This is a genomic window from Pseudomonas sp. GL-B-12 (assembly GCF_019955895.1).
Classification (GTDB): Bacteria; Pseudomonadota; Gammaproteobacteria; order Pseudomonadales; family Pseudomonadaceae; genus Aquipseudomonas.
In genome coordinates this window covers 96510-110451 of record NZ_JAHBCX010000008.1, presented here as the reverse complement: position 1 = coordinate 110451, position 13942 = coordinate 96510, and the positions used below count along the sequence as shown (strand labels likewise).

The window sequence follows — 13942 nt, the reverse complement described above, 5'->3', positions numbered from 1 at the left end:
TCATTCCTGAACTGCAAAAGCGTGGCTTGTATCGTACTGAACCACAGAGCGGTACTTTCCGTTCGCGGTTACGGGACGATGGCGCTAACCATTTACCGGATTCTGCCTACGGCGCCTCATTCCGCTTCGATGAAGGTTTTTAGGATGGAGGTGCCTGTCCCGTTGAATACAGACGCCTTCCTTTGACGTAGCTCCGTTGTAATCAATCGACTCGGTGTTGCTTGCTCAGTGACTGAGGCTTGTCCGTATTCTCACGGGCAAGTTCAATGCACTTCAATGCCAATATGGTTGTCGGGTCGACCAGTGCGACTTCATGATTTTTGATCATGTAGGATTCGCTATGATCGAGCACCAGCGGTAGCTCTGTACATCCCAGGATGAGCACATCTGCGCCCAGTTCACATAAGTGCTCTGCGGCGGTCAGAAGCTGGTCTTTGCATATGCCCTCTGTGAAACCTGCCTTGATGCCGTGCTCTCCGTAAATTGCCTCCATAACCAACGCTTGGTAATCCACACCAGGGGCAATTATTTGAAGCCCTGCTTGCCGAGCTGCCTCGTGATAAACCTGACTTTTGATGGTGCCGGAGGTCGCTAGCAGCCCGACTGTTTTGCCGACGCCGTATCGCTGCACGATAGCCTCTACCGTCTCGGTCAGCATGTTCACGATAGGCACACGTAGGTGCGCCTGGATGCGTTCGACGAAGGCATGAGCCGTATTGCACGGAATCGCTATGGCATTGGCTCCAGCACTCTCGAGTCGTTTGCATGTTGCGTACATCGCCATCGTCGGGTCGGTTTCGTCATACAGCAGGTTGGCTGTGCGATCAGGTATCTGGGGGTTTTGTTCGACCACCATTTTGATGTGCTCTTGATCTCGACCTGCCGGTGTATGCGCAACGACCTTGCCCATGAAGTCGACGGTTGCCGCAGGCCCGACTCCGCCCACGATCCCAAGTTTGAAAGGCGGACGGGTCGACTGGCCTTTCTCCAAGGTGGCGAAAGCGGCATAAATCTCGTTGATATCCAGAACAGTGATGCCACGCCGTTGAAGATCACCGCAGACCAACGACAGCTCAGTCATGCCAGGCAGGATGATTGTGGCCCCTTGATCCTGAAGCGAGAGGCAGGCCTGATAAACGCACTCCAGCGGTACCCCGTCAAGGTGTCCATCCTTGATGCCGTTGACTCCGTACATGGCGTCCATCAACCCGGATTGCTCGTTATCGTTTGGATAAACGATCTTGAAATCAGTGCCGAAATAGCGCTCAAACAACCCGGAGTGCCTGACATAGTCGGACGCGATGATGCCCAGTGTTGTACCGGGGGCAGCGACATGATCCACGTGCTTGCGTAACGACGCCATCATATCCAGAACGGGTATCCCAATTTCCTCCTGGATCTCCTCCCGAAAGGTGTGACTGGCGAAACAAGGTAGTAAGACTGCATTGACTTCGCTGGCCTCAAACGTCTGGCAAACCTGAAATACGTAGAACTTTCGGGAGGTCATGCTGGCGCCCCGATCCAGGGGCATCAGGACGTCTTTGAAGGGGTGTTGCTCAAAGAGGAAGTGATAGCGACCTTGATCCTCCAGAACAGCTCTGGACTTCACCAACTTGTAGAAAAGATCGCCGCCGGCCAGTGAGCCAAGCCCACCGACGATACCTAGTTTGCGTGCAAACGATGACCCACTGGACGGCTTCGATTTACCTTTCATGTTTAGGTTCTCAGGCGGTGGCTACAGTATGAATTGGGAGCGGAGACTCAGTGCCGGGCGCGTCTTCAGCTTCTTCATGTGGTTCTGATTTGGCAACCACAGCCGTCGCGATGCTATTGCCAACCACGTTGGTGGCAGTCCTGGCCATATCGAGGAATTGGTCGATGCCAAGGATCAACAAAATACCGGCTTCGGGAAGATTGAACATGGGTAGCGTAGCCGCCACCACAACCACCGACGCTCGGGCTACACCCGCCATTCCCTTGCTGGTGATCATCAGCGTCAGCAAGATGAGCAGTTGCTGTGTGAAGTTCAAGTCGACGTTGTAGGCCTGTGCAATGAACATGATGGCGAACGCTTGATACATCATCGAGCCATCAAGGTTGAACGAGTACCCCAACGGTAGAACGAAGCTGGATACGCGCTTCGGCGCACCAAACTTCTCCAGTGCCTCCATGGTTTTCGGATATGCGGACTCGCTACTGGCAGTGGAAAATGCCAACAGAACAGGTTCGCGGATGAGCTTGCCCAAGGTAAACACTGAGCGCCCCAGGAACAGGTAGCCGGCAGCGAACAACACGCACCACAGAATCACGATGCCCAAGTAGAACTCGGCAATCAGCTTTCCGTAATCGACTATCAAGCCAAGACCTTGAGTGGTGATCGCCGATGCGATGGCTGCGAAAACGCCGATTGGCGCGAAGGCCATGACGAAGTCCGTGACCTTGAACATCACCTTGGCCAGCTCTTCGATGCCATCGACAATCGTTGTGTAACCGGCTCGCTTCACACCCGCCAAGGCAAACCCGAAGAACAACGAGAACACCACGATTTGCAGGATTTCGTTGTTGGCCATTGCTTCAGCAATGCTGCGGGGAAACACGTGACTGATGAAAACCTTGAGGCTGAAATCCCCGGTGTTCACCACGGGGCTCGCCGCATGCTGGACGACCTCCATGTTCAGTCCTGCGCCGGGTTGGAACAGGTTCACCAGGCCCATGCCGATTGCCAGCGATATCACCGAAGCGGTTACGAACCAGGCCATGGCTCGCAGGCCTATGCGCCCAACGGAGCGGGAGTTTCCCATGCTGGCAATGCCGCCGACCAAGGTGGCGAACACCAGAGGCGCGATGATCATCTTGATCATGCGTAAAAATATGTCGGTGACCATCGAGAAGTAAGACGCGATCTCTTTGGCGCTTTGTTCGCTCCCTGCGAAGTGGTGGCACGCCCAACCGACAAGCACGCCTAAGGCAATGCCAATTGCGATCCGACGCGGAAGTTTATTTTTCTTCACGGAGCTTTCCTCAAGTGGTTTTTTTGCTTTTTTTACTTGGCAGGAGACAAGTGTCATTCGGTCGAAGCTCTGTGGCCTCGCACCAACGTTTTCGATTCTAGGGGCGGGCTTCGAAGGGCGTGATGAGTAATCCCGATAGCCTCATGCGCATTTGGAATAGTTTTCGAAACTGCTGCTTTTTCCTGATTAGGTCGCAGTAAACTGCTCATTCGGGGCATGAGGTGTCGGTATGCAAATCAAATGGCTGGATGATCTTCTGGCGATCGCGGAGTGGAAGAATTTTTCTCGGGCTGCGGAGGTTCGCTGTGTGACCCAGTCGGCTTTGTCGAGGCGTATAAAGTCACTCGAAGAATGGGTCGGTGCGGAGTTGGTGGATCGTGGCACCTATCCTGTCCAACTGACCTCTGCTGGCCGCACATTTTGTGAAGAAAGTCGCGAGGCATTGGCGGGGTTAATGAGGCTGCGCTCAAGCCTTCGCGAGGTAGAGCGGATGCCTGGGCGATCCATCCAGGTCACTGCAGGCCACAGTTTGTCGATGACATTCCTGCCGAAATGGCTGAAGCAATTTCAGCAGCACAATGAGCAATTCAATGCACGGGTCGTTGCCGCCAACATCCACGACGCGGTCATATCTCTGGAGGAGGGTAGTTGTGATCTGATGATTGTCTATCATCACCCCTTGGCGCCCATTCTTCTCGATTCGGAAAAGTTCGGGAGTTTGACCTTGGGTCATGACGCGTTTATTCCTGTGTGCGCACCTAACGGCGATGGGAATCCGCTGTATCCCTTACCGGGTACCTCCAGCAAAACAGTTCCTCACCTCGCTTATACAGCTACGACTTTTCTAGGTCGTGTTGCCGACATCGTCATAAAGAATGGCCCGACTGCATGCAGTTTGGAGCGGTGCTACGAGGCGGATATGACGATGCTACTGATGCGAATGGCAGTCGAGGGTTATGGGGTGGCATGGTTGCCACAAAGCGCTGTCATAGACGAGCTTCAGCGAGGACAGTTGGTAAAAGCAGGTGGTGATGAATGGAGCACGCGACTGGAGATACGCTCCTACTGCTCTATCACGAATGAGAACCCTACGATGCGCAACTTATGGAAAACCCTCGAAGGAGCTTCCCGCGATCTTCATGGCAAAACAGCCAGTTGATCAAAGCTCCAAAGCTCGAAAAGCATCTCTCAAGTATGGGTAATGATATCTGTGCATCGGGTCATTCTGAATCGTCATCACCCCCTATTTTTTGCATGATAGTCTCGCCGCACTTTTGAGTTGGCACTGATCGTTCACACGATGACGGCCACAGTGAGGAGCGCTCATGCCCCGAGTTTCCCATCAAGCATTACGCCGTTCGTTTCGCGAGCTGCTGGCATCCAGTAACTGTTTTCAGACCGCTTCAGTGTTTGATCCGATGTCAGCACGCATTGCCGCCGATCTCGGATTTGAAGTGGGTATTCTGGGGGGATCAGTTGCATCCCTGCAGGTTCTGGCTGCACCAGACTTCGCACTCATTACCCTGTCTGAATTTGTCGAACAAGCGGCCAGAATAGGCCGTGTGGCGCAGTTGCCTGTCATAGCTGATGCCGATCACGGTTACGGAAATGCACTCAACGTCATGCGAACTGTCCAGGAGTTGGAGCGCGCAGGAATAGCGGCGCTCACGATTGAGGACACCCTCCTTCCGGCTCAATTCGGGTGTAAATCTACAGACCTCATCAGCACTGAAGAGGGTGTAGGCAAAGTGCGTGCCGCACTGGAAGCACGCATTGATCCAGAGCTTTCGATTATTGCTCGAACCAACGCATCAGCTTTACCGGTGCATGAGGTCATTTACCGAACGCACGCTTATCAACAGGCCGGCGCGGATAGCATTTGTGTTGTTGGCATACAAGATTTTGCGCACCTCGAACAGATAGCAGAGCACATCACGATTCCACTGATGTTGGTCACTTACGGAAGTCCAAGACTCAACGACAACGAACGGCTAGCCAAGCTAGGTGTACGAATCATTGTTGCAGGTCATGGTGCTTATTTCGCCTCCATTAAAGCGACCTATGACTGCCTTCGTGAACAACGCCAGCTCACTCGCAGCACATCAAACTTAAGCGCTACCGAGCTGGCCTTTACCTACACGTTGCCGGAAACATATTTGAATTGGGCCAGGGACTTCATGGATGTTCAGGAGTGATGAAAATCTCCTGATCAGCTCCCGTTGCTCTGCCTACAGGTTTCCTCCTGCTTGAATCCGCAAGCATGATTTGCGTGCCGAGAAGAGCACTCGCACTCATGCGGTTTGGTCACCCTCGGTTGCGTATTCAGCAGTTTGCTTCCGGAGCGATCTGGAAGCTTTTTTCTTCTCAACAAAGCGCTCGAAGCCCTAAGTATTTTCGCCTTGCTCATTGGCTCTGAGCATGGGGGCGAAGTATTTTTCGAGCCGGAAAAACTTATGAGCGCTTCTAGCCAGTAGCTGTCTGTCTTAAAGAGTAGTCATCGATTGTGGATTCACTGATGGGTGCACCGATTGGTTTTAGCTGTCAGCGAGCGTTGTTACGCTCCGGAGATCTTCCAATGTTCGGGTCACAATCTGGGGCAGTTTCTATGCAAATCCTGATGCTTGAACACAATGGCTGGGTTCCCAATAACCCACGCCTACCTGTACTCATATACCTCAACGCGATTGTAAGTCGGCGCATCGATTTGGCTTCACAGTTTGAGGAAACCTTCAGCGCTAATGGCTGGCCACCGCAATGGCGTAACGGGGTATACGGCTATCACCATTATCATACTGAAGGGCACGAGGTGCTTGGTATCGCCAGCGGCCACGCTCGCTTGATGCTAGGCGGCCCTGATGGCTTTGTAGTTGAAGTCAGGGCAGGTGATGCGTTGCTACTACCTGCTGGTACAGGCCACTGCAACTTGGACTCCAGCGACGACTTTCTCGTGGTTGGCGCTTATCCGCCGGGACAGCACGCAGACATATGTCGTGAGGCACCAGGCAAGTCGCAACTGACGAGCATCAACGTGCTGCCGTTTCCAGATCAAGACCCGGTGCAAGGCGTGCATGGCGCCGTATGTAAGTATTGGGTCGGCCACCACATACAGTAAAACCGTGCGCATTGAGGCCAGGTCGAGCAGGGCTGATAACGCAGCCATTGGCTGCGATTAGCGGATACCTGCTTGGGAGTGTTTTGTAGGTTAATCGGACAACAACACTCAATGCTTAACCGCTTTTAGGTTTGCGACCGCGCGAGTTTGGCTTTACCGGCACGCTTTTCCCGTACTCGCTCCACCACAACGCGAGTGCCTCCATCGTCGGCCCGAGCGCACGGGCCTTTGCCGTCATCTCATATTCGACGCGCGGGGGCACTTCCGCGAAGACTGTTCGCGACACTAGGCCATCGTTTTCGAGCTCGCGAAGTTGTGCCGTCAGCATATGTTGGGTGATGCCGCTGATCGCCTTGCGAAGTTCTCCGAAGCGATAGATTCGCTGGTTCAACAACCACATGATTTCCAGCTTCCACTTGCCTGAGAGGAGCGCAAATGCACGGCGCATTTCCTCGTGCATGTTGATCTGATCGTCTTCAATAGTCTGGTTTTCCATACTAAGCACCACTTTTTCATCCTACTTGTAGCTTTTCATATTAGGCGACATCTTTGACCTAAGTCGACGCATTAACGCTTGCTTAGGAACACCCCATGATTGAAATCTACATTTATTGGATCAGTACGACACTGCTGTCGTTGTTGTATCTGGCCTCGGCGACTCTGTACCTGGTTAAAAGGGAATGGGTTCGTCAAGCACTTGCCGACCTCGGCTATCCCGCCAACCTGATGCCGATTCTCATTGCAGTGAAGATCCTGGCGGTGGGCGCCATTCTGTTGCGCATCAACGTGCCGCTAAGCGACCTCGCCTATGCCGGCATGCTTTATCACCTGCTGCTCTCGGCGTTAGCGCACATCAATGTCCGCAAGCCTCGTGGTGCCCTGCCGGCAGCTATTTGCCTCGTGTTGCTGGTCGCTTCTTTCCTCACCCAAAACGCTGCTCGTGAAGTGCCGTCACTCTACGGCCAAGTAACAACGGCACATCTAGTAATCCCTAAATAGCTGGAGATCCACATGTCCCGACTCAATGGAAAAGTAGCCATCGTAACTGGCGCAGGCCGTGGCATCGGACGTGCGACGGCCAAGCTGTTTGAAGAAGAAGGAGCGAAAGTGGCCGTTGTTTCTCGCACGGCTGAAAATGTCGCGGGTGTCGTCGCCGAGATCCAGGCGGCGGGCGGCATCGCTTTCGGAGTGGTGTGTGATATCGCCGACCCGGATCAGATCAAAAGCGCGGTGGAAAAGGTCGTTGCTGAATATGGCCGGATCGACATCCTGGTGAACAATGCCTTCGACCCTTCGGCGGTCTTTTCGTCGGTACTCGAACTGTCGGCCGAGCAATTGCAACGCAATCTAGAGATGGGGCCCATTGCCTATCTACGGACGATGCAAGCCTGCTACCCACACCTGAAAGCCAGCGGGGAGGGTAGAGTCATCAACTTTGCATCGTTGGCCGGTGTCATCGGCTTGCAGGGTTACGCCCCTTACAACATGGCAAAGGAGGCGGTGCGTGCCCTGACCCGTTCGGCGGCGAGGGAGTGGGGCGCTGACAAGATAACGGTAAACAATGTCATGCCGGTCGCAGACACTTGGGGGGCAGCGGTCAATGCGCCCGCACCCACTAACGCACTTGGCCGTTATGGATCGCCCGAAGAGGATATTGCGCCGGTCGTGCTGTTCCTTGCCAGCAAGGATGCGCAGTTCATGACGGGTTATAGTCTGACACCAGACGGTGGCCAAATCATCGACAGCGCACGTTGACGGTCACGTCCAATTTTCGAGCGTATCCTCCACCGAAACCGCAAGACATGCCTTGGCGTGTCTTGCGGTTATTTCAAGCAATGCTTACCGATGCAACAGGCTCCCGCGATGCTGCGCGTGCAGCCAGGAAGGCAAGAACGGCCGCCACGCCTAGCAAAGTGGCGCTCAATTCGAAGGTCGCTTGATAGCCGCTCGAGTCGAAGACCAGCCCGCCAACAGTTGCGCCAGACGCAATAGCGAGTTGGATGATCGCCACCATTAAGCCGCCTCCCGCTTCAGCAGAGTCTGGCAACGTTCTTGCCAGCCATGTCCACCATCCCACGGGCGCTGCAGTCGCAACCAGTCCCCATGCGCCAAGCAAGACGGTCGTGGTGGCCGTCGAGCTACCGAATGAAACAAGCGCCAGTGCAATCATCGCCATAACGATCGGGATGACGATGAGGGTTCGATGCAGGCCATTTTTCAAGAGCGCTTCAATCAGGAAGGTTCCGGCAAGTCCCGCCAGGCCCAGAACGAGCAACATAAAAGACAGCATGGAGACACTGACGTGCGTGACCGTTTCAAGGAATGGGCGCAAATAGGTAAACAGCATGAACTGGCCCATGAAAAACACACTGACCGCCACCATGCCTAGCGCGACCGGTACGCTTTTCATCAACCTGAAGACGTTTCCAGTGCCTGAACCGCTTTGCGATTTCATCGGTGGAAGGCTTACAGACAGCCATACACAAGCGACTATCGCGACTGGGATGATGCACAAGAATGCACCGCGCCAGCCAATCAAGGCGCCGAGAAAACTGCCCAATGGTGCTGCAATCACAGTCGCCAAAGCGTTGCCGCCGTTGACGATTGCCATGGCGCGTGTGACTTGGTCATCAGGCATGAGGCGCATGGCGGTTGCCGCTGACAGTGACCAGAAGCCACCAATCGCAACACCGATCAGCGCGCGCCCGATCATGAATACCCCGTAGTTTGGTGCGAACGCGACCACTGTTCCGGAAAGGATCATCAACAGCGTCAGTGAAAGAAGTAGCGGTTTACGGTCAACCCGCGCCGCCACCAAAGGGATAAGAAGGCTGGTGAATAAGGCAAACAGCCCCGAAACGGAAATGCCCTGACCGGCTTGTCCTTCGGTGATATGCAGATCGGCGGCAATTGGTGTCAGCAGGCTGACGGGCATGAACTCCGATGCCACCAGCACTAAGGCGGCGAGCGACATGGCGAATACGGCACCCCATGATTTATGGGGCGCTGGAATGATGTGTTCAGTCATTGTTTGAATCCTGTATTGCGCGAAGCATCGCAGCCCAGAAAACGAGGCTACGAAGGACTCGGTGCCCAGTCAGGACACCGAGGAGGCTACTTCAGGTTGCTTTTGAAGAACGTGGCCAGCTTGGCGAATGGAATAAGGCTGACCCGGTCGTAGAGATCGACGTGGTTGGCGCCCTGAATGATGACCAGTTCTTTAGGCTCCGCTGCACGCTTGTAGGCATCTTCACTGTATTCACGAGAATGAGCCTCGGAGCCAGTGATAAAGAGAAGGGGACGTGGCGAAATAGTCTCGATGTCTTCGAATGGGTAGAAATTGTAGAACTTCGCATTGGTGGTCAGCGTCGGCATGGTGGAAGTCTGCGGCGATGCGCCGGCAGGGGTAACCTCGCCGCGAGAAGTGCGATAGAAGTCAAAAAACTCATCGCCTATGGCGTTGCCTGTCAGCTTCAACGGGGCACCGGCGGTGTACTTGGTAGCGCCGCCAGTGAATTCCACATAGCGTTGTTCTGCAGCTTCGGCGAGTGCCGTGCGTTTCTGCTCTGGGGTCGTCGAATTACCCAAACCTTTGCGATAGAGGTCGCCGTGGTTGTACATGCTGACCGTTGCGATTGCCTTCAGTCGAGGGTCGATCTTGGCCGCGCTGATGACGAAGGCGCCGCTGCCGCAAATGCCGATGATGCCGATGCGCTCACGGTTAACGAAAGGCCGTGTGCCCAGGAAATCCACCGCTGCGCTGAAGTCCTCAGCGTAAATGTCCGGCGACACAGCTTGACGGGGCTGCCCCTCGCTTTCACCCCAGAACGACAGATCAATCGCCAATGTCACGAAACCTTGCTCGGCGAGCTTCTGGGCATACAGGTTGGAGCTCTGTTCCTTCACCGCGCCCATTGGGTGCCCTACGATGATCGCGGGGTTCTTGGTCTTGGGATCCACCCCTTTAGGAATGTAGAGGTTCCCTACAACGTTCATCTTGTATTGGTTCTTAAAGGTGACCTTTTCTGCGATTACCTTTTCGCTTTTGTAGAAGTTGTCAGCACCGTTAGACATATCAGCTCCCATTGATGAAAAAGAGGCGATAAGCAGCCCCAGGGCAAGAAAGAGTCTGTTCATTCGATATTCCTTACTTTTGGATGGTGTTCATTTGCGCTCTGGAATCTGAGGCGCTTAATCAACCAATGTGGAGTTGTCGATCACGAAGCGGTACTTGACGTCACCCTTGAGCATTCGCTCGTAGGATTCATTTATCTGGTCTGCTCGAACCAGTTCGATTTCGGCGACGATGCTGTGCTCGGCGCAGAAATCCAGCATCTCCTGCGTTTCGGGGATGCCTCCGATCATCGAGCCGGCAATCGTTCGACGCTTCATGATCAGGTTGAATACGTTCGGCGATGGGTGTGGCGAGGCGGGCGCGCCGACCAGCGTCAGCGCACCATCACGCTTGAGCAGCACCAGAAACGCATCAAGATCGTGGGGGGCTGCGACGGTGTTGAGAATGAAGTCGAAACTCTTGGTATGTGCAGCCATTTCTTCAGGTTTGCGCGATACGACGACTTCATCGGCGCCTAACTCCTTTGCCGCCTCGCGCTTGGATTCAGAGGTGGTGAACGCCACGACGTGGGCGCCCATCGCATGAGCCAGCTTGATGCCCATGTGGCCCAGGCCACCGATGCCGACCACGCCTATTTTCTTGCCTGGGCCGGCGTTCCAGTGGCGCAGAGGTGAGTAGGTGGTTATGCCCGCGCACAGCAGCGGAGCGACGGCAGCCAGTTGTGCCTCGGGATGGCGGATGCGCAACACGTAGCGCTCATGCACCACGATGTTTTGCGAGTAGCCGCCCAGCGTCCAGCCGGGTGCGTCCGGTGTCGGGAAGTTGTAGGTGCCAACCATGTCGTCGCAGTAGTTTTCTAGGCCAGTCTCACAGTCGTCGCAGTGTTTGCAGCTGTCGACGATGCAGCCTACACCGACCAGATCGCCGACTTTAAAATCCGCTACATGTGCGCCCACCGCTGATACGTGGCCGACAATTTCGTGCCCCGGTACGCAGGGAAATTGCGTGCCTGCCCACTCGGCGCGTACTTGATGCAAATCCGAATGGCAGATGCCACAGAAGGCGATATCGATCTGAACATCATGGGCTGCAGGCGTTCGGCGGTTGATCTGCATTGACTCAAGGGGTTTGTCGCCCGCGTGAGCACCGTAGGCTTTGACAAGCATGGGAGCATCCTCGATGGGTTTGTTGGATGAACATTCTCCCGCTCTGCCCAGACCCTCTGTAGTGCATTGCGCTGGATTACTTGCCTGATTCTATGAGTCTCTGTTTTTTTGCAGGACGGTCGGTAGCTGGCGAGTTAGAGTTCAGTGAAGAGGTACAAGACGAATATGAACAACAACCCCGATGCAGCTCCTCAACAGACATCGCCACAAGAAAAGCTTGCGCAGATCATCGGCGCGCAGATCTCGAAACCAGGTGATTTCGGAACGGCCATTACAGGTCTCGGCTTCTTCAGGCGCGAACATCCAGCACCGCCCATCGTCTGCATGGTCGAGCCAAGCATCATCCTCATCGCCCGGGGTGAGAAACAGCTCTGGGTAGGTGGCGAGGGTTACCCCTACGACACGTCGCGATTTCTGATCACCTCGTTGGACTTACCTGCCAATTCAGAAGTGCTAGCGGCAAGCCCGGAACAGCCATGCCTAGGGCTGACGTTGAAACTCGATCTGCGCATTCTGGCTGAGCTGATAGCGCAAAGTGACCTGCCGCCAACCCGTGATCGATCAGTTGTGAAAGGGGTAGGAATTGGTGCCGTGACACCAGCGATGCTGGCCTCATTTGAGCGCTTACTGGCACTGCTCGATGAGCCGGAGTCCATCCCTGTCCTTGCGCCCTTGATCCAGCGCGAGATTCACTACCGTCTCTTGCAGAGTGATCAGGCGAGCCGGCTTCGACAAATAACGTCTGTCGATGGCCAAGGTTATCGGATCGCGAAAGCCATCGATTGGTTGAAGTTGAATTACACCTTGGCGCTTCGCGTCGATGAACTTGCGGCCCGAGTGCAGATGAGCACTCCGACCTTTCACCACCACTTCCGCCAACTCACCGCGATGAGCCCCTTGCAGTATCAAAAGTGGCTGCGACTGAATGAGGCAAGGCGATTGATGCTCAATGAACACCAGGACGTATCCAGTGCCGCTTTCAAGGTCGGCTATGAAAGCCCATCGCAGTTCAGCCGTGAATACAGCCGGCTGTTTGGCGTACCCCCAAAGAGGGATATTTCGGCGTTGCGAGGGCAGGGGTAGGACCTTCAGTGCGTACAAGGGGCTACATCGACCGGTTAAATCCACAACCCATTGCGGACACTCAGAATGATGAGGGGCTATGGTTGCCTACACGAGGTGGTCGCGGTGATGACTGGCGTCAGAGGTGGTGTAGAAATGATCTGACATTAGATTTCGTAGCATCGCTTGGCGATTGTCGGGAAGGTCAACCAGGGTGCCTGGGCCGATAGCTGCCGGTGGGTTACGAGGAGTTCAACTGGCCGCGTTGAAGCTTCGATTAAATTCAACGACGTCATGATGAGAAGGGTTTTTGGCGAATAGTGCAGGGAGTTGCGCATAGAACACCTCTCTCTTCTGCGCGGCGGCTCCCTTGACTGCAGCATTCAGCGCCGGGCGCATCTCTTCAGCGGTGTAATCGCAGCAGTACGCTGGCGTGCAGGGCTGTTGACGCCATGAGTCTTCGAGGCTGCCGCTGTCGACCGGCTCGAATCCAACGTCATCGACAAGTTGCATCACGAGACGCTTATGATTTTCATCGTCCCCCGCAACGGCTACGCCCAGGCGGCCTTCGGCGTCTTTTGGCTTACCAAGATTTTCCAGCGAATAAGCAAGAATATTGTTGAAGGCCTTGATTACCGGTCGGCCAAGCTGCTCGCTGACCCACACGCTCTCGGTTTGACCATTTTCCAAAGCGGCGATGCGCTCGTCTCTCAGGCCCGGGTAGTAATTACTCGTGTCGACCACTGGAACCGAGGATGGCAATGCGGCCAAAAGGTTCTTGGGAAGAGTCGCCATGGCTGGTTGGGGAATGGAAATAATCACAGCATCGGCGCCGTCGAAGACATCGTTCAGATCGGAAGCAATAGCACCCGCTTCCTTGGCAAAAGCGCTTACCGAGTCCTTTCCGCGAGAGTTGGCGACGCTGATCTCGTGGCCAGCAGTGACAAGCTTTCGGGTAAGGGGGCCGCCGATAGATCCAATACCAACGATCGCAATTTTCATAATGCCTCCAGGGATTCAAAGTCCGGATACGTTAGTATCAGCACTGCAAGATCCGCAAGAACCGACGTTTTTGTCTGTAACCCACCAAAAGGTAAGTATCGATGGAGCGCGAGTGGGAATGTGAGAACCCTTTACGACGGCAGGCCTGGTCTGCCGCTATAAACGCTACGCTTCGCGTTCTGGAGGGGAAGTGGAAAATTGTGATCATCAATGAGCTGATGGCCGCTAAAGGCCGGCCGCTTCGGTTCTCCGAACTGGAAAAGCTCATTCCCGATGTCACGCAGAAGATGCTCATTCAGCAGTTGAAAGGGCTTCAGCAGGATGACATCGTTCAACGCACCGTATACCCAGAGGTGCCGCCGCGGGTGGAGTACGCGCTGACGGTGCTGGGTCATGCACTCGGCCCGGCTATGACTGCCCTTATAGACTGGGCTGAGCTTCGTCACCAGCACGAGGAGAAGGGGATGGGACTGTCTAGCGTAAGCGACAAGGAACTTTTGGAACGCTAATCCGC

At 54.8% G+C, this 13942-nt stretch carries 14 protein-coding genes and 1 pseudogene; 8 read left to right on the top strand and 7 right to left on the bottom strand.

The window, feature by feature from the left end:
- Positions 1-143 (top strand): annotated as a pseudogene (locus KGA85_RS05095) (LLM class flavin-dependent oxidoreductase); the annotation flags it as partial.
- Positions 144-202: 59 nt separating this feature from the next.
- Here KGA85_RS05095 and KGA85_RS05090 read toward each other — a convergent pair.
- Both KGA85_RS05090 and KGA85_RS05085 read right to left on the bottom strand, forming a co-directional pair.
- A complete protein-coding gene (locus KGA85_RS05090) occupies positions 203-1714 on the bottom strand; it encodes an amino acid racemase (RefSeq protein WP_223455692.1) in 1512 nt (503 codons plus the stop codon).
- A gap of 10 nt (positions 1715-1724) precedes the next feature.
- A complete protein-coding gene (locus KGA85_RS05085) occupies positions 1725-3011 on the bottom strand; it encodes a dicarboxylate/amino acid:cation symporter (RefSeq protein ID WP_223455745.1) in 1287 nt (428 codons plus the stop codon).
- A 229-nt stretch (positions 3012-3240) separates the two neighbouring features.
- Here KGA85_RS05085 and KGA85_RS05080 point away from each other — a divergent pair, with 229 nt between their 5' ends.
- From KGA85_RS05080 to KGA85_RS05070, 3 genes are all read left to right on the top strand, one after another.
- Entirely contained in the window at positions 3241-4170 is a 930-nt protein-coding gene (locus KGA85_RS05080) for a LysR substrate-binding domain-containing protein (RefSeq protein WP_223542959.1), read from the top strand.
- 166 nt (positions 4171-4336) lie between these two features.
- On the top strand, positions 4337-5206 hold the full coding sequence (locus tag KGA85_RS05075; RefSeq protein ID WP_223542958.1) for an oxaloacetate decarboxylase: 870 nt from the start codon (positions 4337-4339) through the stop codon (positions 5204-5206).
- A 380-nt stretch (positions 5207-5586) separates the two neighbouring features.
- The gene (locus KGA85_RS05070) at positions 5587-6123 is read left to right on the top strand and encodes a cupin (protein WP_223533624.1); all 537 of its coding nucleotides are present in this window, start codon (positions 5587-5589) and stop codon (positions 6121-6123) included.
- Positions 6124-6238: 115 nt separating this feature from the next.
- Here the strand turns inward: KGA85_RS05070 and KGA85_RS05065 are convergent, their stop codons facing one another.
- Positions 6239-6571 carry a winged helix-turn-helix transcriptional regulator gene (locus KGA85_RS05065; protein ID WP_411741653.1) on the bottom strand — a complete coding sequence of 111 codons (333 nt, stop codon included), beginning with the start codon at positions 6569-6571 and terminating at the stop codon, positions 6239-6241.
- 143 nt (positions 6572-6714) lie between these two features.
- Here KGA85_RS05065 and KGA85_RS05060 point away from each other — a divergent pair, with 143 nt between their 5' ends.
- Positions 6715-7122 (top strand): DoxX family protein, encoded by a 408-nt coding sequence (locus KGA85_RS05060; protein WP_223455696.1) that lies wholly within the window; start codon positions 6715-6717, stop codon positions 7120-7122.
- Between the two features lie 12 nt (positions 7123-7134).
- A complete protein-coding gene (locus KGA85_RS05055; RefSeq protein WP_223455697.1) occupies positions 7135-7878 on the top strand; it encodes an SDR family NAD(P)-dependent oxidoreductase in 744 nt (247 codons plus the stop codon).
- Positions 7879-7951: 73 nt separating this feature from the next.
- Here KGA85_RS05055 and KGA85_RS05050 read toward each other — a convergent pair whose 3' ends face one another.
- The 3 genes from KGA85_RS05050 to KGA85_RS05040 form a co-directional block, all read right to left on the bottom strand.
- Entirely contained in the window at positions 7952-9151 is a 1200-nt protein-coding gene (locus KGA85_RS05050) for an MFS transporter (RefSeq protein ID WP_223455698.1), read from the bottom strand.
- Between the two features lie 86 nt (positions 9152-9237).
- Positions 9238-10260: an alpha/beta hydrolase gene (locus KGA85_RS05045; protein ID WP_223455699.1), complete on the bottom strand. Its 1023-nt coding sequence runs from the start codon at positions 10258-10260 to the stop codon at positions 9238-9240.
- Positions 10261-10314: 54 nt separating this feature from the next.
- Positions 10315-11364: an NAD(P)-dependent alcohol dehydrogenase gene (locus KGA85_RS05040; protein WP_223455700.1), complete on the bottom strand. Its 1050-nt coding sequence runs from the start codon at positions 11362-11364 to the stop codon at positions 10315-10317.
- A 165-nt stretch (positions 11365-11529) separates the two neighbouring features.
- Here KGA85_RS05040 and KGA85_RS05035 point away from each other — a divergent pair, with 165 nt between their 5' ends.
- The gene (locus KGA85_RS05035) at positions 11530-12447 is read left to right on the top strand and encodes an AraC family transcriptional regulator (protein ID WP_159389636.1); all 918 of its coding nucleotides are present in this window, start codon (positions 11530-11532) and stop codon (positions 12445-12447) included.
- Between the two features lie 231 nt (positions 12448-12678).
- Here KGA85_RS05035 and KGA85_RS05030 read toward each other — a convergent pair whose 3' ends face one another.
- The gene (locus tag KGA85_RS05030; RefSeq protein WP_223455702.1) at positions 12679-13428 is read right to left on the bottom strand and encodes an NADPH-dependent F420 reductase; all 750 of its coding nucleotides are present in this window, start codon (positions 13426-13428) and stop codon (positions 12679-12681) included.
- A gap of 101 nt (positions 13429-13529) precedes the next feature.
- Here KGA85_RS05030 and KGA85_RS05025 point away from each other — a divergent pair, with 101 nt between their 5' ends.
- On the top strand, positions 13530-13937 hold the full coding sequence (locus KGA85_RS05025) for a winged helix-turn-helix transcriptional regulator (RefSeq protein WP_223542957.1): 408 nt from the start codon (positions 13530-13532) through the stop codon (positions 13935-13937).
- Positions 13938-13942 lie beyond the last annotated feature (5 nt).